Below are 25,579 nucleotides of genomic sequence, written 5' to 3' on the forward strand. Positions count from 1 at the left end.
ACCGCCTATTCATAGATATAGAAGCCGCGTCCTGTTTTCTTACCAAGCCAGCCGGCGCTTACATATTTACGAAGCAACGGGCACGGACGGTATTTGCTGTCACCAAGCCCTTCGTGTAGGACTTCCATAATATAAAGACAAGTATCCAACCCGATAAAATCTGCAAGTGTAAGTGGCCCCATTGGATGGTTCATGCCTAGTTTCATCACATCATCAATTGCTTCCTTTGTCGCAACACCTTCATATAAGGCATAAATTGCTTCATTAATCATTGGCAATAAAATACGGTTGGAAACAAACCCTGGAAAATCATTTACTTCCACTGGTACTTTGCCAATTTGCTTTGTAATGCTCTCAATCGTTTCATAGACTGCATCTGTTGTTGCTAAGCCGCGAATGATTTCTACTAGCTTCATAACTGGTACCGGATTCATAAAATGCATACCTATGACTTGCTCTGGTCGTTTTGTTACCGCCGCAATCTCTGTAATCGGCAAGGAAGATGTATTCGTCGCCAAAATGGCATGCTGCGGTGCGATTTCATCCAGCTGCTTGAAAATTTGCTTCTTAATATCCATGCGCTCTACCGCTGCTTCAATGATTAAATCCGCTTCCTTTGCACAGGACACATCTACTGTTGGCGTAATGCGGCTTAAAGTCGCTTGTTTTTCTTCTTCCGTTAAACGCCCCTTCTCTACCTGGCGAGACAGATTTTTCGTAATGATTGCCATTCCTTTATCAAGCTGCTCCTGTTTTAGGTCCTGCATGTTTACCATATATCCAGCCGCGGCACAAACCTGTGCGATCCCCGATCCCATTTGACCTGCTCCTATGACGACAATTCGCCTTACGTTCATTGCTCCATCCCCTTTGTTTTTTATGTAAGCTTACTGAGGTACAGAAGGGAGATGTAGAATGCATCTCAGCCCCTGAATCCCTTAAGTTATCGGCCAATTTACAATTAACTCAAAAAATGCCCCAGGCATGCCCGGGGCACCCGTTTCTTAATGCACCTCAATCATAATGGCGTCGCCTTGACCGCCGCCGCTGCAGATTGCCGCAACACCGATACCACCGCCGCGGCGCTTTAGCTCATGAATCAAAGAAACAATAATGCGCGCACCACTTGCTCCGATTGGGTGACCTAGCGCTACTGCTCCTCCGTTTACGTTTACTTTATTCATATCAAGCCCTGCAATACGGCTACTTGCAATGGCTACAGCCGCAAACGCCTCATTAATTTCAAATAAATCTACATCCGCCGCTGTTTTGCCCGTCTTCTTTAACAGCGCATTGATGACGTAGCCCGGTGTGCGCGGGAAGTCCTTCGCTTCCACAGCAATCGCAGCCTGACCAATAATTGTCGCAATCGGGGTTTTTCCTTCCGCTTGAGCACGCTCCTCGCTCATCAGAACAAGTGCAGCTGCCCCGTCATTAAGTCCCGGCGCATTCCCTGCTGTAATCGTACCACCACCAAAAACAGGCTTTAACTTCGCCAACTTTTCCACTGTTGTATCCTCACGAGGGGCTTCGTCCTGCGCAACAATAATGGGTTCGCCTTTACGCTGTGGTATTGTAACCGGAACGATCTCTTCTGCAAATCGTGCGCGCGCCGCTACCGCTTTTTGATGACTTTCATACGCCCATTGATCCTGTTCTTCACGAGAGATTTCATCTTCTTCAGCCACTGCATTGCCGTACGTACCCATATGAACACCTGTAAAGGAACAAGATAAACCGTCAGAAATATTTAAATCCAGCAGCTCGCTGTGACCCATACGTGTACCCCAACGTGCACTTTTTAGAATGTATGGTGTATTGCTCATAGACTCCATGCCACCTGCGACAATTACAGATTGATCGCCAGCACGAATGATTTGATCCGCTAATGTAACCGCTCTCAATCCAGAGGCACAAACTTTGTTAATCGTCTCTGTTTGCGTCTCCCACGGGATACCCGCATGACGCGCTGCTTGACGAGATGGGATTTGACCTTGCCCGCCCTGTACAACCGTACCGAAAATAACTTCTTCCACCAGATCCGGTGTTACGTCTGCGCGCTCAAGTGCAGCCTGAATCGCAGCTCCCCCAAGCTCCGCAGCCTTCACGTCCTTGAGTGTGCCTCCAAATTTGCCAATTGGTGTTCTGGCAGCTCCTACAATGACTGTTTTTCCCATGAAAAAATCCCCCTTTTTTCATTTCTTCTTGCATTACCCCTAGAATAGACAATACACAAGGCTCATCATGAGATGAACGCTCGCTCAGCTTCGTTGCGACGAAAAAAGGTGCAGTCTGCACCTCTTTTCTTCTTAAGTTGTGTGAATTCTTTACCCAACTACTGATTTTTCCAGAATTTCTGTCACATCAAGCGTTTGAACGGATTCTTCCACTTCCTTCGCCTTTGTTCCGTCGCTAATCATGGTCAAACAGTATGGACATCCAGTACTAATAACAGATGGATTCACCGTTAAGGCTTGTTCAGTTCTCGCGACATTGATACGTGTACCTGAATGTTCTTCCATCCACATCAGACCACCGCCCGCTCCGCAACACATTCCTTTTTCACGATTGCGCTCCATCTCTACAATACGCACGCCCGGAATCGCTTTTAATACAGTACGAGGCGCTTCGTATACCTCGTTGTAGCGACCAAGGTAGCAAGAATCATGGTATGTGACCACTTCATTCACTTCATGTGTTGGCTTCAACTTTCCTTCTTGTACCCACTGTGCCAACAGTTCTGTATGATGATAAACTTCGGCTTGTAAACCAAAGTCTGGGTACTCATTTTTAAAGATGTTATAAGCATGCGGGTCGATTGTAACAATTTTTGTAACGCCCGCTTTTTCAAACTCTTCAATGTTTTTCACAGCGAGGTCCTGGAACAAAAATTCATTTCCAAGTCGACGCGGCGTATCACCGGAGTTCTTTTCCTTATTGCCGAGAATTGCAAACTTGATCCCCGCTTCATTCATCAGCTTCGCGAAAGAAAGCGCAATTTTTTGGCTTCGATTATCATAAGAACCCATAGAGCCAACCCAGAATAGATATTCAAATTCCTCACCTGCTTTGGACATTTCCTTCACCGTTGGAATATGAACGTCCTCACGCGCCTCGCGCCATGTTTCGCGTTGCTTTCTGTTTAGACCCCAAGGGTTGCCTTGACGCTCGATATTTGTCATCGCACGCTGTGCATCCGCATCCATCTTGCCTTCTGTTAGTACAAGATAACGGCGCAGGTCAATAATTTTGTCAACATGTTCGTTCATAACTGGACATTGATCTTCACAATTGCGGCACGTTGTACAAGCCCAGATTTCTTCTTCAGTGATAACCTCGCCAATCAAGCTTGGGCTGTACGCCAACGCAGCTGCTGATTCCTGCTGTCCCGCTGCCATCGCTAGCTGATTACCTTGTGTGCTGGCGAACGCAAACGCTGGTACCCACGGTGTACGTGATGTGACCGCGGCACCTGTGTCTGTCAAATGATCGCGTAGTTTTAAAATTAAATCCATTGGCGACAGCATTTTTCCTGTACCTGTTGCTGGACACATATTTGTACAACGACCGCACTCTACGCAAGCGTACAAATCAATGAGCTGATTTTGCTTAAAATCTTGAATTTTACCAACCCCGAAGGATTCTTGTGATTCATCTTCAAAATCGATTTTCTCAAGCTTGCCTGGATTGCTAAGGCGTCCAAAGAAAACGTTTACAGGACCAGCTATTAAATGAGCGTGCTTCGATTGAGGCACGTATACTAAAAACGTTAATAAAATAACAAGGTGAATCCACCAAGCAATGTAAAAAATCACAATAGCGCCCGTTTCACCAATGCCAGAAAGCAAGAACGCAATAGCGGATGCAATCGGCTCGCTCCAAGATAACTCATGTCCGTGCCAGATGATGCTTGCACCGTTTCCGATCAATACCGAAAGCATAAGACCACCGATGAAAATAAGAACAAGACCTGCTTTAAAATTGCGCTTTAAGCGCACCAATTTTTCAATATAACGGCGATGAAATGCCCACAATACTGCAGCTAAAATGAGTAAAGTGACAATTTCTTGAAAGAATGTAAAGCCCGAATATAAAGGACCAAGCGGCAAATGAGAGCCCGGCACCAGACCTTTCCAGATAAAATCAATTGCCCCAAACTGTACTAAAATAAAGCCGTAAAAAAACATCACGTGCATAATACCGCTCTTTTTGTCTTTTAGAAGCTTTTTCTGTCCAAATACATTAACCTTCACAAGCTCTAAACGTTCTTTAATCTTGTTGTCAAATTCAATCTTTTTCCCCAACTTGATGTAGGCGGTTCTCGTTAAAAGTAAGTATACAAACAGGTATACCCCATAACCCGTAATTGCGAGAAAAGCCAGCCAATTCACAAGAAGCCAGATGTTCATGCTTTATCCCCTCTCTGCACACATAGAAATAATTTGAGGAATTACTATAATTGTAACTCCTTTTTAAACATTTTGAAACTAATAAATGTTCTGAATTTTTACCTACCTTTATTATATTATGAATGAACATTCAGTCAACAGTTTTTGTTATATAACAAAATAATTTTTTATATAGAAACTCCTTAGCAAAGAAAACAGCATCATTTCACAAAAGCTTATATAAACAACTGCCATCTTCCTGTTCTTACGGATATAAAAATAACAATTGCACAAAATAATAGCTGTTATTCTATCTCTTTCCCTATCAAAGGAGGAGCTCATTATGCGTTATATCCTTCTCTTCCTCGTTCTTGTTGTTGTGTGGATTACTCTAGATTTAAAGCTAGGGCGGCGCGCGCAGGTGCGGCGCGCCAAGAGTCGGTCGTTTCCTTATCGTTATAGCGACTTTGAACTGTATACATATGGCCAAACCTTATACGATCAGTTATTTCTAGATATAAGACAAGCGCAACAGCATATACATATTTTATTTTTCATTGTAAATAATGATGAGGTTAGTCAGAAGTTTTTACGTATTCTCAAAGAAAAGGCAGAAGAAGGCGTAGAGGTGCGCTTGCTGTTAGACCGAATTGGAAGCCATCACCTTTCTAAGGCGAGTATTCAGGCGCTGCGCGCAAGTGGTGTTCATTTTTCTTTTTGTCATAATCCGTGCTTTCCTTACTTGCTATATTCTATTAATCAGCGTAATCATCGTAAAATTACCATTATTGACGGCAGCATCGGGTATATCGGTGGCTTTAATATCGGCGAAGAATATTTGGGACATGACCCTAAGCTCGGCAAATGGCGTGACTATCATTTGCGGGTAGTTGGGGAAGGTGTGCAGGATTTGCAAATGCAGTTTTTGCATGATTGGCGGGATGAAACGCGAGAAGACTTAACAAAGGAAGACACATACTTTCCACCTCTGCAAAAAGGAAAGACAAAGCATCGGTTTATACCAACAGACGGTACATACCTCCAGCACACATTTTTGGAACTTATCCAAGAGGCTCAGCACGACCTATATATTGGAACCCCTTACTTCATCCCAGGTCGCAAGCTACTTCGGGAGTTGATCGCCGCTGCCAAGCGCGGTGTTCGCGTAACGATTTTAGTACCGGAACGCGCAGATCATCCACTGGTGAAAGAAGCTAAGCTTCCTTATTTCAGAGAGTTGCTTCGTGCAGGATGCGTCATTTATGAATTTACAGACGGCTTTTTTCACGCCAAAATCGTAACCGTTGACGGTCGTATTTGTGATATCGGAACTGCAAACTTTGACTTACGAAGCTTATATATAAATCATGAAATTAATTGTATTATGTATGATTCACCTTTTCTAGAAACAGTTAAAAAGGAAGTAGATCAAGACCTAGAGAACTCTCGCCTACTTTCCTTAACCGACATTTCAAATCCGACATTTTGGCAACGATGCAAGGAATGGTTTGCCAGCATCATCGCATTTTTTCTGTGAAGGAGCCCGCTATGAGAATTAGATTCGGCTATGTATCCCATGCCCTATCACTATGGGATTGCTCTCCCGCCAAGACCATGACCTTTACACGCTGGAAGCAGCTTGAAAAACAAGAACGCGAGGAGAGACTGTATAATATCATCCGGCAAAATATTATGCATACGATGCGAACCATACATTATAACATTGCCCATGATATCCCGCTATACCGCATGTCCTCCTCTATCGTACCGCTCGCTACGCACCCGGAAGTAGACTTTCCCTACCTCGATTTATTCCGGGATATGTGGGAGGAACTCGGGGCTCTGATTAATAAACATTGCCTGCGCGTTAGCTTTCATCCCAATCAATTTACACTGTTCACAAGCGATAAGCCCCATATCACAGACAATGCAGTACTAGATATGGTTTATCATTATGAACTTCTTGAAGTAATGGGTGTAGAGGAGAACGGTTTTTTAAATATTCACGTAGGCGGTGCTTATGGTGATAAAACAAAGGCAATCAAGCGCTTTCACCATAATATAAAAAAATTACCGGTACATGTGAAGCATCATATGACACTTGAAAATGATGACAAAACATATACAACCAAAGAAACGTTAGGCGTATGCCAAGCACAACGAATCCCTCTTGTGTTCGACTATCACCATCATCTTGCCAACCCCGGAGAAGAAACAGCGGAAGAATTATGGCCAGACGTGTTTGCTACGTGGAATCATGTTGACCTGCCTCCTAAGGTTCATCTTTCTTCTCCTAAATCTGAAAAAGAATTTCGTGCACATGCTGATTACGTAGATTTGGAATTCATTAAGCCATTTCTTCAAGTCGCTAAAGCATACGGTAAAGATTTTGATGTAATGATTGAAAGCAAAGCAAAGGACAAAGCGTTATTGAAACTGATGGATGAAATGGCGAAAATAAGAGGATTCAAACGAGTAGGAGGCGCTACCTTTGAGGTATAGCGTCTCTTTCAATAAAATCATAATATTTAATTAACGTTATATTTACATTTTTGTAATAAAATTTGAATACAACTGTGATTTTTCAAGGAGACGATTATATGGAACAATTTCAATCACAAATGGCAGATGATATCCCTTCGCATAAATATATTACCAATCGCCACTACCTTCGCTTTTTTCTTCCGTATATAGTCATTATTATTTTGTTACACGATATTGTTACAAATGCAGCTTCGCATCAATATCCACAATTTGTGCTACTCGCTCTGTGTATTGTACTTTGCTTTCGCCAATTTTATATGTGGCGAGAAAATCGGACACTCGTCCTTACATATCAATCCTTACAGGAGAGGCTTGAAGATAAGATAAATGAAGGTATACAAGCGCTGGCCAAAAATGAACTTCACTATAAAACATTATTTGAAAATCATCCAGATGCTGTGTTTTCTCTTGATACAAGCGGAAACTTTCAAGCAATGAATGTTTCTTGCACCAAAATATTCCACTACTCTCATAAAGAGTTGGCAGGGCGACCACTCTTAAATTACGTGACAGATCCATACAGACACGTGGTAAGAGATGCCATTCGCCATGCCAAAAGCGGCAAGCCACAAACCTTTGATATTTTATTTAATGAAACACATCTGCAAGTTACCTTCATACCTACCATGCTTGGTACAAAGTGCATTGGTATGTATGGTATTGCGAAAGACATGACGGAGTTAAAAGAAAAACAGCAGCAGGTTGAGCATATGGCATTTCATGATGCACTGACAGGGCTCGCAAACAGGCGGCAATTTGAAATGCGCTTAGAAGAGGCGATGAAGCTGGCAACAAAAAGAGAAACGATGGTCGCTGTCTTATTTATCGACTTAGATCGCTTTAAAAAAATTAATGATCGTCTCGGACACGATGTAGGCGATTTGCTGCTAATTGAGATTGGTCAACGATTGGCCAGTGCACTGCGCTCTAAGGACGTCGTTGCACGGCAGGGAGGTGATGAGTTCACCGTATTGCTTACAGATGTGTTCTCTAAAAAAAGTGCTGCACTTGTCGCTGAGCGGCTTATGGAGTTGTTGAACGAACCCGTATACATAGGCGGTCACGAGCTAAAAATTACACCAAGTATTGGTATTGCCATGTATCCTTCTCACGGTACAAACGTAACAAAATTGATGAAGCATGCAGATATCGCCATGTACCGCGCAAAAGCAAGTGGTAAAAATAAATATATGTTTTATGCGGCCAAAATGAGTGATGTAGAGGATGAAAAGCATTTCCTAGAGGGTGAGCTAAGCAAAGCGCTTCAAAATGAAGAGCTTGTGCTGCATTATCAACCCCAGGTCGATCTCGCGACAAAACGCATTGTTGGATTTGAAGCACTGCTTCGTTGGCACCATCCAAAGCTTGGGCTCGTTTCTCCGGCTTCTTTTATTCCACTTGCTGAAGAAACAGGATTGATTATACCAATGGGTGAGTGGATTATTCGAACTGCCTGTAAACAAGCAGCTACCTGGAGGGATGGAGGATACGAGTTAAAGGTTGGCGTAAACCTTTCTCCCTTACAATTTAATCAATCAAATTTAGTAGGCTTAATTGCCCATATTTTAAAGGAAACAAAGTTGCCGCCGCACCTGTTGGATCTTGAGATTACAGAAGGCATTGCGATGAAGAAAGAAGAGCAGGTTATTAAAAAATTACATCAATTAAAAGAGCTCGGCGTACAAATTTCCATTGATGACTTTGGTACTGGCTACTCTTCTTTATCTTACTTAACAAAGTATCCGATTCATACGCTGAAAATTGCCCGTGAATTTATTCGAGAAATTGGAACCAGTAGACAAGAGGAAGCTATTATTTCTTCAATTGTAATGATGGCTAAAAATCTAGGGTTAACTGTAATCGCAGAAGGCGTTGAAACAAATGTACAGTGGCAGTTTTTAGAGAAACAAGATTGCGATCATATTCAAGGATTCTATATCAGCAAACCTATTCCTGAAACGGAAATTATAGCTCTTTTACAAAAGTCGGAAGCTCACTATGGATAAACGAGCTTCCTTTTTTGTTGCCATGAAAACTTTGAACGAATTCGGGAAAAATGATACTATCATGTCAGGACAGAGAAGAAGGAAGTGTCATAATGATTATTCGCAATGAGCAAGATTTAGAAGGTCTTCGCAAAATCGGCCGCATTGTTGCGCTGGCACGCGAAGAAATGAAAGCATCCGCAAAACCGGGCATGACAACGAAAGAGCTCGATTTAATCGGCAAGCGTGTACTAGATGAGCATGGTGCTGAATCCGCGCCCCAAAAAGAGTATAATTTTCCTGGCGTAACATGCATCAGCGTGAATGAAGAGGTGGCGCACGGTATCCCTGGTGACCGCGTGCTCCAAGAGGGCGACCTCGTAAACATTGATATTTCAGCTACACTTGGCGGTTACTATGCCGATACAGGTATTTCGTTTGTGCTTGGCAATGACCCAGAAAAAGAGCGTCTATGTCAAGCTGCTGTAGATGCGTTTTGGGCGGCGATGAAGAAAACCAAAGCTGGCGCACGTAAAAATCAAATCGGCCGCGCTGTTATGAATGAAGCTAGAAAAAATAACTTTAATGTTATTGAAAATTTAACTGGGCATGGCATTGGTTTAAGCCTGCATGAGGCACCTGAGCATATCTTAAACTACTTCGACCCGATGGATAATATGCTACTAAAAGACGGCATGGTTCTCGCGATAGAGCCATTCGTTTCCGCAGGTGCCAACCATATTATTGAATCTGGCGACGGCTGGACATTTGTAACGCCAGACAAAAGTCTAGTGGCACAATGTGAACATACTGTCGTAGTGACAAAAGGCGAACCTATTATTTTAACGCAATTATAAAAGGAAGAGCAGCTGCTCTTCCTTTACTTTTTTCATAAATTTCTGCTCACTTCACAGGCTTTAGGGCTATTTCATTCATTTCACACCTTCTATCGGCCGTTTTACACCTTCTATCGGCCGTTTTACACCTTCTATCGGCCATTTTCCTCTCCTATCGGCCGTTTTCCTCTCCTATCGGCCGTTTTCCTCTCCTATCGGCCGTTTTCCTCTCCTATCGGCCGTTTTCCTCTCCTATCGGCCGTTTTACACCTTCTATCGGCCAATTCACCTCTCCTATCGGCCAAACTTACCTCTCTATCGGCCAATTCACCTCTCCTATCGGCCGTTTTACACCTTCTATCGGCCAATTCCCTCTCCTATCGGCCGTTTTACACCTTCTATCGGCCAATTTCCTCTCCTATCGGCCGTTTTATGTTTCTCTTTCTTTTACGACTTGTTCAAGCCCCTCTAAGTAACGCAGAAAATAATGATGTAAATAACCTGAGTCGCGTTCTAGTAGGAAAAGCGGTGGTGAGCACTTTCTGCGGTAGCACATCCGTAAAATATCCACATATATGTCTTCTTTAACTTGCCAAGACCATCCTTCCTCAAATGACTTGCGACGTAAAAAACGAAGCTTTACCGCATAGTCGTGCAATGCGGTTTGTGACGGAATGGCATTTCCCATTTGATATCCGTCTTCGTACGATTGTTTGTGAAGTCTCTGAACATCCAAATACATGCACAGCGCCTCCTTGTAAGAAAAACGCTTCGTTTGCAGAAACGAAGCGTTTTTTACTAGTATATTTACATTTTCTCCGGCGCAGAAACACCAATTAGTTTTAATGCGTTTTGCAGTGTAATTTGTACAGCCTTCATTAGCTCGTAGCGCGCTTGACTCTTCTCCATGTTTTCGCGGTCTAGCACCTTCTCAGCATTGTAAAAGCTGTGAAGTGCAGACGCTAATTCAAACACATAGTTTGTCATACGATGCGGAATGCGCTTTTGCGCTGCATCTGCCACGATAGCCGGGAAATCACCCATTTTCTTAAGCAAGTCAAATTCTTTTTCAGAATTAATCAATTTATAATTAATTTCTCCTTCTCCCGGTAAACCAAGTTCCTCGCCCTGGCGCAGAATGCTGCATACGCGTGCGTGCGCATATTGTGCATAGTAGACTGGGTTTTCATTGGATTTAGACACAGCCAAATCCATATCAAAATCAAGGTGAGAATCCGCGCTGCGCATTGCGAAGAAGTAACGCATCGCATCTACGCCAACCTCTTCCATTAATTCACGAAGCGTAACTGCTTTACCTGTACGTTTACTCATCTTCATCTTTTCACCGTTTTGATACAGCTGCACCATTTGAATGATTTCAACTTCAAGTGTATCACGGTCATGACCAAGCGCTTGAATTGCCGCTTTCATACGCGGGATGTAACCATGGTGATCCGCACCCCAAATGTTAATCAGCTTTGTAAAGCCGCGCTCAATTTTATCGCGGTGATACGCGATATCTGGTGTTAAGTACGTGTAAGATCCGTCTTGCTTAATTAATACGCGGTCTTTGTCATCACCGTATGTTGTGGAACGGAACCATGTCGCACCATCAAGCTCATAAATTTCACCGCTCTTTTTCAAATCTGCAAGGGCTTCATCAATTTTACCATTTTTGTATAGAGACGTTTCTGAATACCATACGTCAAAACCGACGCGGAAGCTTTCCAAGTCTTTTTTCAGCTTTTCTAATTCGTATTTTAAACCGTATTCACGGAAGAAGTTATAACGCTCTTCTTCATCTGCGTTCACGTAGCGGTCCCCAAACTCAGCTGCCAATGTTTTACCGATATTAATAACATCTTCTCCGTAGTAGCCGTCCTCTGGCATTTCTTTCTCTATACCCAAAGCCTGCATATAGCGTGCTTCCACAGAAAGGGCCAAGTTATGAATTTGGTTACCAGCATCATTAATGTAATACTCGCGTGATACATCATAGCCAGCTTTTGCAAGTATATTGCAAAGTGTATCTCCTACTGCCGCGCCGCGTGCATGACCGAGGTGAAGATCGCCTGTCGGATTGGCGGATACAAACTCGACCTGTACCTTTTGACCTTGACCGGTATTTGTTTCGCCATATGCTTCTCCCGCTTGTAAAATGGCAGGAATCAAATCTGTTAAATAACTGTTGTCCATGTAGAAATTGATAAAGCCCGGTCCGGCAATATCAATTTTTTCTACAGATGCTTTTGTTTGGTCAATGTTTTGTACTAGCTCTTCCGCAATCATGCGAGGAGCTTTTTTCGCTACGCGTGCAAGTTGCATCGCCATATTTGTAGAGAAATCACCGTTCGCTTTATCCTTCGGCACTTCAAGCACCACGTTTGGCATTTGTTCTTCTGTTGCCAAGCCTGCTTTGATAACCGCTGCTTTTATTTCTTCTTTTAATAATTCTTTAATTTGTTCCAAAGAGTTCATTTTGTCTCCTCCTTAAATTGAATCGTAATCGTATAGCGACCCGCATCGCTTCCGTTTAGAAGCAGGGCATATGTTAAAAACAACTGTCCTTTTCTCGTTTTCTCCGACCATTCGAGCTGAACGTTGTCTGTTTTCGTCTCCAATCGAAAGGTACCGAGGGCACTTTCGTATACGCCTTCTGTTTTTTCTCCCTTTACGTGCATTTGTCGCATGGAAAGAGCGCCAGAGCGCATAATGCGTACTACCTCATCTTGTATTTTCACAATGGTTCTTACCTGTCCCTGCTCATTTGGCTCTTCAAATGTCAGGTACGTGCTTTGACCTTTTTCATAGTATAGACCATTTGTGTCAAATGCAATAGTTTCCTTGCGCGCGCCGTCACGAATTTGCGTTACAAATTTTACATGCACCGGCACACCATTCGTTTGCTTGTCCACGTGCTTGCACATCCTTTTTGCATATACGTTCATCTTCAGCATAAGTACTTTATTTTAAAACACACTTTTTTCATCATACCAAAAAAAAGTCCAGTCGTCTTGTAAAAAACGAAGTAACCCCTCTCTTTTTATGAAAAAAGAGAGGGGTTAGCTAGACATGCATTATTTATTTTTTTGAACCAAACCAAGAATAATCTCGCGAATGATTTTGCTTGCGACTATGGGTGTTTGTTCGCTGTGATCATATACAGGCGCAACCTCTACTAAGTCAGCTCCAACAACCTTCACGTCAGAGTTTGCAATCTCAACCAAAGAAGCAAGAAGCTCTTTCGATGTAATACCGCCTGCTTCTAGCGTACCTGTACCAGGTGCGTGCGCAGGGTCCAGTACATCAATATCAATTGTTACATATACCGGACGACCTGCAAGCTTTGGCAATACTTCCTTAAGTGGCTGATGTACATCGAACTTGAATAAGTTCATACCCACTTCTTTTGCCCATTGAAATTCTTCCTTCATACCAGAGCGGATACCAAAGGAGTATACGTTTTTAGGACCAATCAAATCACACGCTTTTTTAATTGGCGTGGAATGAGATAATGGCTCGCCTTCGTAGTTATCACGAAGATCTGTGTGGGCATCCATATGAATAATCGCAAGGTCCGGATACTTTTTGTACATTGCTTTAATAACCGGCCAGGATACTAAATGCTCACCGCCAAGACCGATTGGGAATTTGCCATCAGCCAATAAACCGTCGATGTACTCTTCAATCATATCAAGGCTACGCTGTGCGTTTCCGAACGGCAAGGGAATATCACCTGCGTCAAAGTACTTTACTTCTTCTAGCTCACGATCCATGTAGGGGCTGTATTCTTCCAGACCAATGGATACCTCGCGAATGCGACCAGGACCAAAACGGGAGCCCGGACGGAAACTTACTGTCCAGTCCATCGGCATACCGTAGATTACTGCTTCGGACTCTTCATAGTTTGGATGACTTTTAATAAATACATTACCAGAATATGCTTCGTCAAAACGCATAGTACATTCCTCCTTATGTATGAAGAACGCCTCTTACAAGGCGTTCTTTCGTCATTATTTAATCAAATCGCCTACAAATTTAGGCAACACGAATGCTGCTTTGTGAAGCTCTTTCGTGTAGTATTTTGTTTCGATTTCATGGAAGCGTTCTTCGCTCACCGCAAGTGGGTCATGCTTTTTAGAACCCATTGTAAACGTCCAAAGACCGCTTGGGTACGTTGGGATGTTTGCAGTGTAAAGACGAGTAATTGGGAAGATTTCGCTTACGTCTTTAAATACCTTTGTAATCAATTCAGGTGTGAACCAAGGGTTGTCCGTTTGGGCTACAAAAATACCGTCTTCTTTAAGCGCTTTGGAGATACCGGAATAAAAGCCTTTTGTGAACAAATTCACCGCAGGACCTACCGGCTCAGTGGAGTCAACCATGATTACATCATATACGTTCTCGCTTTGTGCAATGTGCATGAAGCCGTCGTCAACCTTGACATCAACACGTGGGTTCTCAAGCTCACCCGCGATTTCAGGCAAGTACTTTTTAGAGTACTCAATTACTTTGCCGTCGATTTCAACAAGCGTTGCTTTTTTCACGCTTGGGTGCTTTAATACTTCACGAATTACACCGCCGTCGCCGCCGCCTACTACAAGCACGTTTTCAGGGTTTGGATGCGTAAACAAAGGTACGTGCGCTACCATCTCATGATATACGAATTCGTCCTTTTGAGAAGTCATGACCATGCCGTCCAATAAAAGCATGTTACCGAACTCCTCTGTCTCCACCATATCAAGCTTTTGAAAATCAGTTTGCTCTGTATGTAAAGTGCGGTTGATTTTAATTGTGATACCAAAGTTCTCAGTTTGCTTTTCAGTAAACCATAATCCCATTTGTTTAATCACGCCTTTCTCTTCGTAATGTGTACGAAACTTAATGTTCCCTATACAAAATAAAACAAATCATAAAAAATGTATAGTTAAATTGTGAAAAAAAGATAAAGTTTTTACAAAGTTCGACATTCTTCCTTATATACTTCTCACATTATATACAAATCCCCCTCACATAATCTCTAATGAAAAGGGGGAAATTAAGGGAAATATATTTGTACAAAATGTGGAGATAACCATGCCTGAAAAGAAAAAACAGCGCTTTTCCCAAATGAAAAAACAACAAAGCAAAGCGTTTGAGGTACCGATTCCTCTCAAAGAAGAGCTGTCCGAAACGCAATTGCTGACCGGCGATATAAGCCATGACGCCAGTCTGCTTCAAAAAGCAACTGGCAATAGTGCTGATATTATCTATAAAACCTTCCATATAAATCCCCAATCTTTCTTGTTCATTTATACGGAAGGTCTTGCTAATCAACAAACTATTAGAAATCTCCTGGAATACTTGATGAGCGTTTCAGTAGCGGATTACTTGGAGCAATTATTAGTAGAAAGCCGCATTCCCATCGGCTCCACAAAAGAATTGCTGACCGCACAAGAAGCACTATCATCCCTTTTGGTTGGTCATTCCGTTCTTATTATAGCAGGTATCCCTAAAGGGATTGCGATTGATACGAATGGAATAGAGCACAGAACGGTGAGTGAGCCCCAGAATCAAACTGTTATTAAAGGTCCGCAGGAAGCATTCAATGAAACATTAGTGACAAACATTGCTCTTGTTCGAAAAAGAATTAGACATCCAAACTTATGGACGGAGCGAATGGAAATTGGTGATGTCACCAAGACGGCTATTTGTATAATGTATGTCAAAAATTTAGCCAATGAGGACATTATCAACGAGGTTAGAAGACGATTGAAGCAAATCAAGACCGATTCGATTCTAGAGAGCGGTTATATTGAAGAGTTTATTGCGGATCAACAGAGAGGGATTTTTCCTACCATGTTCAATACAGAGCGCCCAGATGTGATTGCGGCTGATCTTCTTGAAGGAAAGGTCGCAATCTTTGTAGACGGTACGCCATACGTATTGTCGGCACCTGCTGTATTTATTCAATTCTTCCAAGCTGCCGAAGATTATTATAACCGGGGCGATTATGGCATGCTGCGTATGCTTAGGTTTGCTTGCTTTTTCATTACACTTTTGGCACCAGCACTTTATATTGCGCTAACCACATATCACCAAGAAATGCTTCCTACCACCCTGCTCATCAGCATTGCAGCGCAGCGAGATGCCATTCCATTTCCTGCTTTCATAGAAGCTTTATTAATGCAATTTACGTTTGAGATTTTACGTGAAGCTGGCATCCGTATGCCTCGCGCGATTGGTAACGCCGTTTCTATCGTAGGTGCGCTTGTTCTCGGAGAAGCTGCCGTACAGGCAGGTTTTGTGTCACCTGCTATGGTCATTGTGATTTCCATTACAGCCCTAACAACCTTTATTTCTCCGGACTTTGCTATGTCGTTTCCGCAACGAATTCTGCGTATCATCCTGATGCTGCTCGGTGCATCATTTGGTTTGTTCGGCATAGTAGTAGGTTTATTTGCCGTCTTGCTGCATCTTTGTCATTTACAATCCTTCGGTGTCCCTTATATGTCACCGCTTGCCCCGTTTAATAGAAATGATCAGCAAGATACGTTTTTACGATTACCAAGATGGGCGATGCACAAGCGGCCTAAAATGTTTCATTCACAAAATGAAATTAGAACGGCTACAAAACAAGGAGATGAAACATGACCAAATTTATCATCGTAATTGTTTTTTTCATCATTGCATTCCTACTAGAAGGCTCTTCTTTACGAAAACAGAAAAGGTTTTCTGATTTATATATATTTAGCTTCCTTATGTTTCTCGCTTTCGGATTAAGTATCTTATATATATTAAAAATCCCTATACCTAACCCATTGGTGCTCATTAATTATATGTTCATGCCTGTTGCAAATTGGATTTATGGGTTACTTAACTAAGGAGGTGATTTGCATTGCATGCACAAATAAACCGCTATCAATTTTTCATCTTAGTATTCTTTTTCACTATAGGTAGCTCTATTTTACTTACCCCTTCTACATTGGTTTCTACCGCTCAGCAACAGGGCTGGATTGCCGGTATCATTACTTTAGGAGTAGGTGTTTTATTATCGTTGCTATATACCACGTTAGGTGCAAGGCAAGGTACAACCTCTTTAGTGACATATGCACGCAATTTATATGGAAATTGGCTTGGAGCTCTATTCGGTGTGTATTACCTTGTCTTCTTCATGATTTTGACCGCTCTTGTTTTGCGTGATATGGGCGACTTTATGACTACACAAATTTTGACAGAAACACCGATTATGCAAATTCACATTGTTCTCATGTCACTCATCGTGTACGCCACTAAACTTGGCTTAACTTCCTTAAGTAGATTTGGCGAACTCTTATTTCCCGTTTTTCTCATTTTATTTATATTACTATTTTTTCTGGTTACACCGGAGATAGAATACCGAAATATGCTCCCTCTATTTCCACTCGCATACAAAGATATTACAAAGGGCGTCATTTCGTTTACTGGTTTCCCTTTTCTTGAACTCTCTGTCTTTTTGGTTTTGCAGCCGTTCGTGCAAACACAAGCGAGTCTCAAAAAACCTTTTATATTAGGTTCCTTATTTGGCGGTCTCATCTTAGTTTCAGTCACACTGCAAAGCATTCTGGTAATGAGCACAGAATTAACCAGCACCTTTCTCTATCCAAGCTACGAGCTGGCAAAGCATATTAAACTGGCTTATTTTTTGGAGCGAATTGAAGCTATTATGGCTGTTTTATGGTTTATCTCTTTATTTTTGAAAATTGCTATCACATTTTGGGCTAGTGTTACACTGCTCGGTGACATACTTAAGCTACAGTTATACAGCTACCTTATCATTCCACTGGCAGTTATTATACTGATTTATTCCATTACGATGAGCCCAAATGTGATGTTCATCTGGTTTAGTGCCAAAGTTTGGCCATTCTATGCATTTGTAACAGGATTTATACTTCCCGTTCTACTGTTACTGCGCAAGCCCTCGTCATCTAGTGATAAAACTGTGAGGGATACAGAATGAACCGTGTCGTACTATGTATAACTTGCCTCTTGTTTCTTTCATGCAGCTTAACGGGATGTAGCAGTAAAAAAGAACTAAATGACATGGGAATTGCACTTGCTTTGGCAATCGATAAGAAAGATGATATTTATAATATCTCTATCCAAATTGTCAACCCAAGCGCCATTTCTGCACAAGGGGGCAGTAGTAATCGCTCCCCTGTCACAACTTACTCCACATCTGGAAAGACTATTTTTGAAGCGATTAGAAGATTAACAAAAGAAACGCCACGAAAAATTTATTTTGCCCACCTTCGTTTAATGGTCATTTCAGAAGCTTTAGCGCGCGAGCAGGGCATCAGCAATATTTTAGAATTTCTCATGCGTGATCCAGAATTGCGGAAGGATTTTTACGTGTTAATTTCCAGAGAACAATCAGCACGAACGATACTAAGCATTATGAGTCCTATTGAAAAGATTCCTGCCAATAAAATTTTTCGTTCTTTGGAGATGTCAGAAAGATACTGGGCACCTACGACAGCGATAAAGATGGATGAGTTAGTTCGCGATATTACAAGAGCTGGAAAAGAACCTGTTCTCACAGGTATACAAGTAGAAGGCTCTACTAAACATGGAGCAAGCAATGAAAATGCAAATCGAGTGTTACCAAATGCCATATTACATTTGGATAGCGTAGCCATCTTTCGAAAAGATCGCTTAGTCGGCTGGTTAAATGAAAGTGAAAGCAAGGGCTATAATTATATTACGAATAAAGTCCATTCCACTGTGGGCGCTGTAGCGTGCAATAAAAAGGAATGGGTTAACATCGAGGTCATTCATGCCAAATCACATATTAAGGTTCGTATGGAGAAAGGGAAGCCATCTATTCACATTTACTTTGATATAGAAGGAAACGTAGCGGAGGTTGGATGTAAAATAGACATAAGCAAGAGGGCAACCATTGCACGATTAGAGGATAAGTTTAATCATCGTGTAAAATATGTCTCACATGCAGCTATTACAAAAGCTCACCGTTATGGAACAGATATTTTTGGGTTTGGTGATTTAATTTATCGCACACACCCTACTGAGTGGGAAAAACTCAAAAACAACTGGAATGCAAAAGGATTTCGAGAAATAAAGGTATATTTGCACCCTAAAACGCATATTCAACATACAGGCATTACCATCCAAAGCCCCTTAAAAGATGCAAAATAAGCATCCGGGCTTTGTTCGTATGTCTCTGTTAAATTTTATTGTTGTTTCGTTTCCCTTTATATGTGTTCGCTCTAATCAACAAGTATCAATTAGCAGCATCAGAGGAACCGCACCTTACAATATAGCTAGTATAGTGGTTCACAATTAACCGAGGTATCCCGTTTAGTTTAGGGATACCTCGGTTGACATGAATTCTATTTCACATTGATTTTATTGTAATTTGCAATTGCATCATTAATCGTTTTTGAAGCATCCTTCATAGCGCCTTCAGGTGTGGACTGACCTTGAATCATTTTTTCTAGATTCAGCTCAATCGTTTGACGTGCTTCAGGGAACACACCAAGCAATGCACCTGTAGCTGTTTTGGGTGAATCATGAAGTTGATTGATAGCTGTTTGGAATTGGGGAAACTTTTGTAGGTGTTCTTTTAATTCAGGTAAATCGTACGCTTTTTTTGTTACAGCGAAGTAGCCTGTATTTTTGCTCCAAAATGCTTGTTGCTCAGGAGATACCATAAACTTAATAAACTCAAAAGCAGCCTTTTGCTTCTCTTTATCCTTTTTATCCATGACCCACAGTGATGCACCGCCAATAGAAACACCACCGTTTTTAGAACCGTCAACTGCCGGCAGGTAAGCTGTTCCAATTTCAAAACGGCCGCCCACACCGTTCATAATATCTTTTAGTGCAGCCGTAGAATCCATTGTCATCGCAATTTTGCCGGCAATAAAAGCACTCTTTGTCTCATCTGTTTTACGTCCTAAATTTACAACTGCTCCTGTATCATATAGCTTTTTCCAAGATTCAAAGACCTTCAAACCCGCTCCGTTTGTATCAAAATCAACCTTTGTTGCTTTATCTGCGCGGCCATTTTGGCTGTTTGCATAATTGGCCTGTTGTTTTACAAGGAGCTGTTCAAAAAACCATCCATATGTTGCCAATGCAAAGCCGTGACGCTCTGTTTTATCACCGTTTTTCTTTGTAAGCTTTTGAGAGTATTCCATGAGCTCATCAAAGTTTTTCGGGCCTTTTTCTGGATCTAAACCAGCTTCTTTAAAGGCTGTTTTGTTGTAATAAACTAACGGAGTAGAAGAGTTAAATGGCATGGAATTTCCTTGCCTAATATGTAATTGACAACTCCAATACTCGGGTGATACATCATCGTCCAAATCACCGCAGCGCAGGAGGTAGAAACTGCCATCGGCATGGCATACATCATGCGGATAGCTCCGATACCTTTCAGCTTTTGCTGCGCCAACAGTGCAAGGCCTAAACCACCCAGGATCGCAGGCACACACATCAATACAACAAATGTTACTGTTACAAGCAAGCTGTTATGGAATTCCGGTGAAAGAAACAGCTCTTTATAGTTTTTCAACCCTACAAATTCCACCGCTTTTCCCGCAATATTTGTCAGCTGAAAACTAGTTACAATCGTCTTAAAAAAAGGATAGTAAACAAATAAGAAGAAAATTAAAAATGCAGGCAGCAAATAGATATAAGGTTCTAAGTGCTTAAACAGCCGCTTTATATTTACTGTTTGTTTATGTGATTTTGCTTTGACGGCTCGTTTATCCGTCACCGTACTTCCTTGCATCCGTAAACCCCCTTGCTTATTTTCTCAACAAACACGAGTATAGCAATTCATTATTAAGAATTTGTATGATTCTCCTAAAGATTGATGAATTTTCCTTCTTCTATGTAAAATTGTGTAAATTTTTGTAAACTTCATTGTGTTTCTATATAAAGTTCTTCATAATGATGAAACTGACATTCTTTTTCGATAGGAGAGGTATACGGACGATGTGTGTGGCTTAACGCAACCTTAGGTTTTAAAGATTGGCTTTTCTAAAACCTAATGTTGATTGGAGTGAAGGAGATGAGACTCCTGCGGGAAAAGCGAGTCAAAAGGAGACCCCGGAAAGCGTAACCCCCGTAACGGAAAGCAACAATGAACTTTAAAAGATCCCCAAAATTAACATACAGGTAGAAAGGAGCTTTTTATATGAACCGACCCCTTATTTTTGCGCATCGCGGTGTAAAAGGAACACATCCGGAAAATACCATGATTGCCTTTCGTGAAGCAGAACGCGTGGGTGCTCACGGTATTGAACTAGATGTTCACTTATCCAAAGACGGCGAGGTTGTGGTCATTCATGACGAAACATTAGATCGAACAACGAATGGAAGCGGGCTTGTTTGTGAAAAAACGCTGAACGAATTACAAAAGCTCGATGCTGGAAGCTACTTCGGTTTTAATGGAGAGCATGTTCCTTCTTTAAAGGAAGTTTTGAACTGGATGCACGGCAATACCCTGCTTTTAAATATTGAGTTGAAAAATGATATGATTCGCTATACGAATTTGGAACAAAAGGTTATTCATCTAGTACGGGAATACAATATGGAAAAGCGCGTTATTTTATCATCGTTTAACCATGAATCGGTCGGTATGCTGGGCGATTTAGCCCCTGATATTGAACGCGCTATTTTGTACCATCACCCGCTGGAGGATCCGCTTCAGCAAGCCCGCAACTACCAAGCGCACGGGCTTCACCCAAATTTCAGATTACTAACTCCCGAGTTTGTCTTAGAGGCAAGGCAACAAGGCTATCCACTACGCCCTTACACAATTAATCAGCCACAAGATTTACAGTCTATGATTGACCTTGGCGTGGATGTCATTATTACAGACTGGCCCGAGCGAGCATTTTCTTTACTAAACAAACGGAAGTCCTGACTAGGGCTTCCGTTTGTTTTTTCTAGTTGATAAAGTTCGTTTAAAAACACCCTAAACTCCCAATAATAAGAAAAGCGGAAGCTTCACGTGCTGTGACTCTATATTTTCTTTTAAAAAAGTACTTTGGGGGTCTCCTATGGAACTAATTGCAAATAAAGCCAAGTATATTCGTGCATTTGTTATTATAAGCGTAACCATTTCAATTATCATCGCCACAGGGATTTCCTTATTTATTATCGGCGCGAAAATTGCAGGGCCGCCGCCCGTTTCTGTTCCGCAAACGACAGTATTTTATGCAAATGATGACTCTGTTATTGGACAAAGTCATACCGGACAGAACCGCCATTGGGTTTCTCTTGAAAATATTTCTCCTTTTGTAAGAGAAGCTTCACTAGCAATTGAAGATCAGCACTTTTATGATCATTACGGGTTTGATATAAAGAGGATTGCAGGCGCAGCTATCGCCGATTTAAAAGCAATGGCGATGGTACAGGGTGCGAGTACCATTACACAGCAGTATGCTCGTAATTTATATTTAAGTCATGATAAAACGTGGAAGCGCAAGTTGATGGAGGCTCTTTATACGATTCGTCTAGAAGTAAACTATGATAAAGCTGAGATATTAGAAGGCTATTTAAATACCATCTATTATGGGCACGGCGCTTATGGCATCGAGGCAGCCTCGCGCTTATATTTTAATAAGCATGCAAAAGACTTGACTTTAGCAGAAGCCAGCATGCTTGCCGGAATTCCAAAAGGACCGAGCTACTACTCTCCTTATTTGAACGAAAATCGTGCAAAACAAAGACAAAAGCTCATTCTTTCCCAAATGCATGAGCAGGGCTTCATCACACAGCAGCAAGAAGATGCGGCAGGAGCTGAAAAACTAAAGCTGCAACCATTGAAGCCGCAGGAAGCATTAGAAATAGCCCCTTACTTTCAAGACGCCGTCCAGCAGGCTCTCGCCAACGATTTGCATATGGACGAGCAAACATTAGAACGCGGCGGGCTTCGAATTTATACCACACTAAACGTAAAGCTACAAGAAATTGCGGAACAAGCTGCCTCTATGATTCCAAGTTCTACAGAGCTTGAGACAGCTATTGTTGCCATGCACCCTAAAACAGGTGAAGTGCAGGCTCTTATCGGTGGACGCGACTATAAAAGAAGTCAATTCAACCGCGCCACACAAGCATATAGACAACCGGGTTCAACCATAAAGCCGCTTCTATATTATGCAGCCCTAGAACAAGGCTTTACACCGGCGACACGCTTAAAGAGCGAATATACAACCTTTTCCTTGTCGGATGGCGTATCAACCTATCAACCAACCAATTATAAGAACTATTATGCTGAGGATTTTGTCACGATGGCGCAGGCTCTGGCAGTCTCAGATAATGTATATGCCGTCAAAACGCACATGTTTTTAGGAATGGATAAACTCGTAAAAACCGCAAAAGAATTTGGAATTACGAGTGAGATGAAAGAAATCCCGTCGTTAGCGCTCGGCAGCGAGCCTGTAAAACCGCTTGAAATCATTAACGCCTACGGTATGCTTGCCAATGGTGGTAAGCAAATTAAGCCAATTTTCATTCGACGCATCCTCGATAAAGATGGCACTGTCTTATACGATACACACGTGAAAAACAAACAAGTTTTAAATAAAGATAATGCCTTTGTTGTAGCTGAAATGATGACAGGCATGTTTAATAAAAAGCTGAGTGGTTATGCGAGCGTTACTGGTCAGACAATTGCAGGAAAGCTATCGCGGCCATATGCGGGCAAATCTGGGTCAACAAAAACAGACAGCTGGATGATTGGCTTTACACCTCAGCTCGTTACGGGGGTTTGGACCGGCTACGATCGTGAGAAAGAACTAACAGACGTCACTGAACAGCGCTATGCAAAAGAAATATGGGCCAAAATCATGGAAGAAGGCCTAGCAGAGGAGCCGGAAGAACCTTTTGTGAAAACATCGGGGACTGTCGCCCTTGATATCAACCCGCAAAATGGAAAAATTGCAACCAAGGGCTGCCCGGTCAAAGTAAAAATGTATTTTGTAAAAGGAACAGAGCCAACAGATCACTGCATGGAGCATCTCGATGGTACAGAAGACTTTAACAGCATGAAAATTAAAGCGAAAGAAGATGCGAAAAACGGCTGGTGGAAGCGATACATGCCATGGTAGTACAAAAGGTCCCCGCAAAGCTGCGGAGACCTTTTGTTGTCCTAGTTTTTCGTGTAGATAGGTTCGTTTTTAGTTTACTGGAAATCTTATCTTTTCACAAGGCAAGAAAACAAGCTTTTTTAGACAGAAAGAAGAGCGAAAACCTAAGACGTAATCCCGCCTTATAAAACCAAGCCATCAAATCAGTTACTCTCGTATTTCTTCTCTGCACATCTACTTAGGCAAGGGCCTGTTTTAGTTCTTCCTTTGATCTCTCCCACATGCCTGCATCGTGCTGTTGTAGGAATTCCCTGAGTACCTTCTTGGACTTTTCATCCATATAATCAACCATGATGTGACGTTTTAAGGATTTATCCATCTTGTTTACGTGCTCCGGCAATGATTTATAACCACGGCGGATTTCGCGGTCAACCGTCATTTCACAGGCTGTTACCCCCGCATAATAAGGACCTTCTGGTAACCGCTCGATTGTTACCCATACAAGCCAATATGGCTTTCCATTTGGCACTTCGCTTTTCGTTGGCAAAAATTTAATACCTTTTTCTACCACGCTGCGCGCATGCATGGCCCCCATATCAACGAAAGCAATGCCCTCTTCCACATCTACAAAGACAGGTGACATATTTTCAAGGCTAAGCGCTCCAACCCCAAAGCCCCCGTGACCGCTTGTAGAATCATCTTTAATAATATTGAAACCAATTGCTTTTTTCTTTGGTTGTTCTTCCATACGTAAAACCTCCTATTATCCAAATATCGGTGCCAGTAAGCTTTGTAATGTATCTAGAATGTTTGGTACAACAACATTAAAAATGGGCTGAATTGTATATTGATCAAGTGGTGTTACAACTAAAATCAAGAAAATAATAATACCGTAGTTTTCAAACTGTGTCATTTTAGCGCGGATGTTCGTCGGCATGAGGTCCTCCACAATGCGATAGCCATCCAACGGAGGAAGTGGCAACAGATTGAACACGAACAACACAATATTTAATACAATGAAGATGTTAAAAAAGCGCGACAATGTTTCTGTCACAGATTCCGGTACCATATCTACCACGCCAAAGCTAATTAACGCATACCAAATTGCTAAACCGATTGTGCCGAGTATTAAGTTGCTGACAGGACCAGCAACAGAAACCAAAATACCGGCAAGACGCGGTTTTTTAAAGAAATACGGGTTCACCGGCACAGGTCTTGCCCAACCGAAGCCAAGCAGTAAAATGGCCAGCGTTCCGACAATATCTAAATGCGCAAGTGGCGATAATGTGAGACGTCCTTGCTTTTGGGCTGTCGGATCTCCAAATTTATATGCTACATATGCATGGGCAAACTCATGGACGGACAAAGCCGCCGCAAGCGCCAGCAAAACCAACGGGATATCTTGAAGCGGATATGCGAAAAAGTGTTCCATTCTTCATCTCCTCTATTTCAATATACTTATTTTTATCTATATCATACATTTTCTTGGGTGGAAGCGCTCCAAATTCGTTATAATAAGATTGTAATTTCATACAAAGGAGCGATACATATGCCATACGTAACGGTTAAAATGCTAGAAGGTCGCACTGAAGAGCAAAAGAAAGCCCTAGCAGAGAAAGTCACTGCCGCAGTAAGTGAAACAACAGGTGCAACAGCTGATAAGATTGTTGTGTTTATTGAAGAAATGTCTAAAAACCACTACGCAGTAGGCGGCAAGCGTCTAAGCGACGAGTAGAAGCACCGGCGCG

At 42.0% G+C, this 25,579-nt stretch carries 22 protein-coding genes; 10 read left to right on the forward strand and 12 right to left on the reverse strand.

Annotated features, from left to right (window positions below; translation table 11 throughout):
• Positions 1–5: 5 nt before the first annotated feature.
• The 3 genes from EEJ45_RS07240 to EEJ45_RS07250 form a co-directional block, all read right to left on the reverse strand.
• Positions 6–857, reverse strand: a complete 852-nt coding sequence (locus EEJ45_RS07240; protein WP_124564133.1) for a 3-hydroxybutyryl-CoA dehydrogenase — start codon at positions 855–857, stop codon at positions 6–8.
• A gap of 147 nt (positions 858–1,004) precedes the next feature.
• Entirely contained in the window at positions 1,005–2,177 is a 1,173-nt protein-coding gene (locus EEJ45_RS07245; RefSeq protein WP_124564134.1) for an acetyl-CoA C-acetyltransferase, read from the reverse strand.
• A 150-nt stretch (positions 2,178–2,327) separates the two neighbouring features.
• Entirely contained in the window at positions 2,328–4,409 is a 2,082-nt protein-coding gene (locus EEJ45_RS07250; RefSeq protein ID WP_124564135.1) for a (Fe-S)-binding protein, read from the reverse strand.
• 322 nt (positions 4,410–4,731) lie between these two features.
• On the opposite strand from EEJ45_RS07250, the gene cls reads away from it, so the two are divergent.
• The 4 genes from cls (at position 4,732) to map (ending at position 9,774) form a co-directional block, all read left to right on the forward strand.
• The gene (gene cls, locus EEJ45_RS07255) at positions 4,732–5,925 is read left to right on the forward strand and encodes a cardiolipin synthase (RefSeq protein ID WP_124564136.1); all 1,194 of its coding nucleotides are present in this window, start codon (positions 4,732–4,734) and stop codon (positions 5,923–5,925) included.
• 11 nt (positions 5,926–5,936) lie between these two features.
• Positions 5,937–6,890: a UV DNA damage repair endonuclease UvsE gene (gene uvsE / locus EEJ45_RS07260; protein ID WP_124564137.1), complete on the forward strand. Its 954-nt coding sequence runs from the start codon at positions 5,937–5,939 to the stop codon at positions 6,888–6,890.
• A gap of 98 nt (positions 6,891–6,988) precedes the next feature.
• Positions 6,989–8,938, forward strand: coding sequence for a sensor domain-containing protein (locus EEJ45_RS07265; RefSeq protein ID WP_124564138.1), 1,950 nt, complete (start codon positions 6,989–6,991; stop codon positions 8,936–8,938).
• A 50-nt stretch (positions 8,939–8,988) separates the two neighbouring features.
• A complete protein-coding gene (gene map, locus EEJ45_RS07270; protein WP_380018334.1) occupies positions 8,989–9,774 on the forward strand; it encodes a type I methionyl aminopeptidase in 786 nt (261 codons plus the stop codon).
• 409 nt (positions 9,775–10,183) lie between these two features.
• Here map and EEJ45_RS07275 read toward each other — a convergent pair whose 3' ends face one another.
• The 5 genes from EEJ45_RS07275 to speE all read right to left on the reverse strand — a co-directional run bounded on the left by EEJ45_RS07275 (position 10,184) and on the right by speE (position 14,594).
• A complete protein-coding gene (locus EEJ45_RS07275) occupies positions 10,184–10,495 on the reverse strand; it encodes a hypothetical protein (RefSeq protein WP_124564140.1) in 312 nt (103 codons plus the stop codon).
• A 65-nt stretch (positions 10,496–10,560) separates the two neighbouring features.
• On the reverse strand, positions 10,561–12,231 hold the full coding sequence (argS, locus tag EEJ45_RS07280) for an arginine--tRNA ligase (RefSeq protein WP_124564141.1): 1,671 nt from the start codon (positions 12,229–12,231) through the stop codon (positions 10,561–10,563).
• Positions 12,228–12,668, reverse strand: coding sequence for a YwiB family protein (locus EEJ45_RS07285; RefSeq protein ID WP_124564142.1), 441 nt, complete (start codon positions 12,666–12,668; stop codon positions 12,228–12,230). The genes argS and EEJ45_RS07285 overlap by 4 nt, the downstream gene beginning before the upstream one ends.
• 162 nt (positions 12,669–12,830) lie before the next feature.
• On the reverse strand, positions 12,831–13,712 hold the full coding sequence (gene speB, locus EEJ45_RS07290) for an agmatinase (RefSeq protein WP_124564143.1): 882 nt from the start codon (positions 13,710–13,712) through the stop codon (positions 12,831–12,833).
• A gap of 54 nt (positions 13,713–13,766) precedes the next feature.
• Positions 13,767–14,594 carry a spermidine synthase gene (gene speE / locus EEJ45_RS07295; protein WP_124564231.1) on the reverse strand — a complete coding sequence of 276 codons (828 nt, stop codon included), beginning with the start codon at positions 14,592–14,594 and terminating at the stop codon, positions 13,767–13,769.
• 235 nt (positions 14,595–14,829) lie between these two features.
• On the opposite strand from speE, the gene EEJ45_RS07300 reads away from it, so the two are divergent.
• The 3 genes from EEJ45_RS07300 (at position 14,830) to EEJ45_RS07310 (ending at position 18,927) form a co-directional block, all read left to right on the forward strand.
• Complete coding sequence (locus EEJ45_RS07300; RefSeq protein WP_245999849.1) at positions 14,830–16,386, forward strand: spore germination protein; 1,557 nt, start codon at positions 14,830–14,832, stop codon at positions 16,384–16,386.
• Between the two features lie 244 nt (positions 16,387–16,630).
• The gene (locus tag EEJ45_RS07305) at positions 16,631–17,731 is read left to right on the forward strand and encodes a GerAB/ArcD/ProY family transporter (RefSeq protein WP_124564144.1); all 1,101 of its coding nucleotides are present in this window, start codon (positions 16,631–16,633) and stop codon (positions 17,729–17,731) included.
• The gene (locus EEJ45_RS07310; RefSeq protein WP_124564145.1) at positions 17,728–18,927 is read left to right on the forward strand and encodes a Ger(x)C family spore germination protein; all 1,200 of its coding nucleotides are present in this window, start codon (positions 17,728–17,730) and stop codon (positions 18,925–18,927) included. Before EEJ45_RS07305 ends, EEJ45_RS07310 begins: the two co-directional genes overlap by 4 nt.
• Positions 18,928–19,121: 194 nt before the next feature.
• Here the strand turns inward: EEJ45_RS07310 and EEJ45_RS07315 are convergent, their stop codons facing one another.
• Both EEJ45_RS07315 and EEJ45_RS07320 read right to left on the reverse strand, forming a co-directional pair.
• Positions 19,122–20,033, reverse strand: a complete 912-nt coding sequence (locus tag EEJ45_RS07315; RefSeq protein WP_124564146.1) for an ABC transporter substrate-binding protein — start codon at positions 20,031–20,033, stop codon at positions 19,122–19,124.
• Positions 20,006–20,524: a carbohydrate ABC transporter permease gene (locus EEJ45_RS07320; RefSeq protein ID WP_124564147.1), complete on the reverse strand. Its 519-nt coding sequence runs from the start codon at positions 20,522–20,524 to the stop codon at positions 20,006–20,008. Before EEJ45_RS07320 ends, EEJ45_RS07315 begins: the two co-directional genes overlap by 28 nt.
• Positions 20,525–20,932: 408 nt before the next feature.
• On the opposite strand from EEJ45_RS07320, the gene EEJ45_RS07325 reads away from it, so the two are divergent.
• Both EEJ45_RS07325 and EEJ45_RS07330 read left to right on the forward strand, forming a co-directional pair.
• Positions 20,933–21,664: a glycerophosphodiester phosphodiesterase gene (locus EEJ45_RS07325; RefSeq protein ID WP_124564148.1), complete on the forward strand. Its 732-nt coding sequence runs from the start codon at positions 20,933–20,935 to the stop codon at positions 21,662–21,664.
• A gap of 136 nt (positions 21,665–21,800) precedes the next feature.
• On the forward strand, positions 21,801–23,852 hold the full coding sequence (locus tag EEJ45_RS07330) for a transglycosylase domain-containing protein (protein WP_124564149.1): 2,052 nt from the start codon (positions 21,801–21,803) through the stop codon (positions 23,850–23,852).
• Between the two features lie 217 nt (positions 23,853–24,069).
• On the opposite strand, the gene EEJ45_RS07335 is transcribed toward EEJ45_RS07330, so the two are convergent.
• On the reverse strand, positions 24,070–24,579 hold the full coding sequence (locus EEJ45_RS07335; RefSeq protein WP_124564150.1) for a YwhD family protein: 510 nt from the start codon (positions 24,577–24,579) through the stop codon (positions 24,070–24,072).
• A 15-nt stretch (positions 24,580–24,594) separates the two neighbouring features.
• The gene (locus EEJ45_RS07340) at positions 24,595–25,263 is read right to left on the reverse strand and encodes a site-2 protease family protein (RefSeq protein WP_124564151.1); all 669 of its coding nucleotides are present in this window, start codon (positions 25,261–25,263) and stop codon (positions 24,595–24,597) included.
• On the opposite strand from EEJ45_RS07340, the gene EEJ45_RS07345 reads away from it, so the two are divergent.
• A complete protein-coding gene (locus EEJ45_RS07345) occupies positions 25,186–25,566 on the forward strand; it encodes a 2-hydroxymuconate tautomerase (protein ID WP_245999850.1) in 381 nt (126 codons plus the stop codon). The two genes, EEJ45_RS07340 and EEJ45_RS07345, sit on opposite strands and share 78 nt — an antisense overlap.
• Positions 25,567–25,579 lie beyond the last annotated feature (13 nt).

Source organism: Ectobacillus antri (assembly GCF_003852715.1).
Lineage (GTDB): Bacteria > Bacillota > Bacilli > Bacillales > Bacillaceae_G > Ectobacillus > Ectobacillus antri.

Bases quoted from the DNA above. Each gene is read 5' to 3' on its own strand.
- EEJ45_RS07240 (WP_124564133.1), bottom strand. From the start codon at position 857: ATGAACGTAAGGCGAATTGTCGTCATAGGAGCAGGTCAAATGGGATCG.
- EEJ45_RS07245 (WP_124564134.1), bottom strand. From the start codon at position 2,177: ATGGGAAAAACAGTCATTGTAGGAGCTGCCAGAACACCAATTGGCAAA.
- EEJ45_RS07250 (WP_124564135.1), bottom strand. From the start codon at position 4,409: ATGAACATCTGGCTTCTTGTGAATTGGCTGGCTTTTCTCGCAATTACG.
- cls (WP_124564136.1), top strand. From the start codon at position 4,732: ATGCGTTATATCCTTCTCTTCCTCGTTCTTGTTGTTGTGTGGATTACT.
- uvsE (WP_124564137.1), top strand. From the start codon at position 5,937: ATGAGAATTAGATTCGGCTATGTATCCCATGCCCTATCACTATGGGAT.
- EEJ45_RS07265 (WP_124564138.1), top strand. From the start codon at position 6,989: ATGGAACAATTTCAATCACAAATGGCAGATGATATCCCTTCGCATAAA.
- map (WP_380018334.1), top strand. From the start codon at position 8,989: ATGATACTATCATGTCAGGACAGAGAAGAAGGAAGTGTCATAATGATT.
- EEJ45_RS07275 (WP_124564140.1), bottom strand. From the start codon at position 10,495: ATGTATTTGGATGTTCAGAGACTTCACAAACAATCGTACGAAGACGGA.
- argS (WP_124564141.1), bottom strand. From the start codon at position 12,231: ATGAACTCTTTGGAACAAATTAAAGAATTATTAAAAGAAGAAATAAAA.
- speB (WP_124564143.1), bottom strand. From the start codon at position 13,712: ATGCGTTTTGACGAAGCATATTCTGGTAATGTATTTATTAAAAGTCAT.
- speE (WP_124564231.1), bottom strand. From the start codon at position 14,594: ATGGGATTATGGTTTACTGAAAAGCAAACTGAGAACTTTGGTATCACA.
- EEJ45_RS07300 (WP_245999849.1), top strand. From the start codon at position 14,830: ATGCCTGAAAAGAAAAAACAGCGCTTTTCCCAAATGAAAAAACAACAA.
- EEJ45_RS07310 (WP_124564145.1), top strand. From the start codon at position 17,728: ATGAACCGTGTCGTACTATGTATAACTTGCCTCTTGTTTCTTTCATGC.
- EEJ45_RS07315 (WP_124564146.1), bottom strand. From the start codon at position 20,033: ATGCCATTTAACTCTTCTACTCCGTTAGTTTATTACAACAAAACAGCC.
- EEJ45_RS07320 (WP_124564147.1), bottom strand. From the start codon at position 20,524: ATGCAAGGAAGTACGGTGACGGATAAACGAGCCGTCAAAGCAAAATCA.
- EEJ45_RS07325 (WP_124564148.1), top strand. From the start codon at position 20,933: ATGAACCGACCCCTTATTTTTGCGCATCGCGGTGTAAAAGGAACACAT.
- EEJ45_RS07330 (WP_124564149.1), top strand. From the start codon at position 21,801: ATGGAACTAATTGCAAATAAAGCCAAGTATATTCGTGCATTTGTTATT.
- EEJ45_RS07335 (WP_124564150.1), bottom strand. From the start codon at position 24,579: ATGGAAGAACAACCAAAGAAAAAAGCAATTGGTTTCAATATTATTAAA.
- EEJ45_RS07345 (WP_245999850.1), top strand. From the start codon at position 25,186: ATGGACGGACAAAGCCGCCGCAAGCGCCAGCAAAACCAACGGGATATC.
- EEJ45_RS07340 (WP_124564151.1), bottom strand. From the start codon at position 25,263: ATGGAACACTTTTTCGCATATCCGCTTCAAGATATCCCGTTGGTTTTG.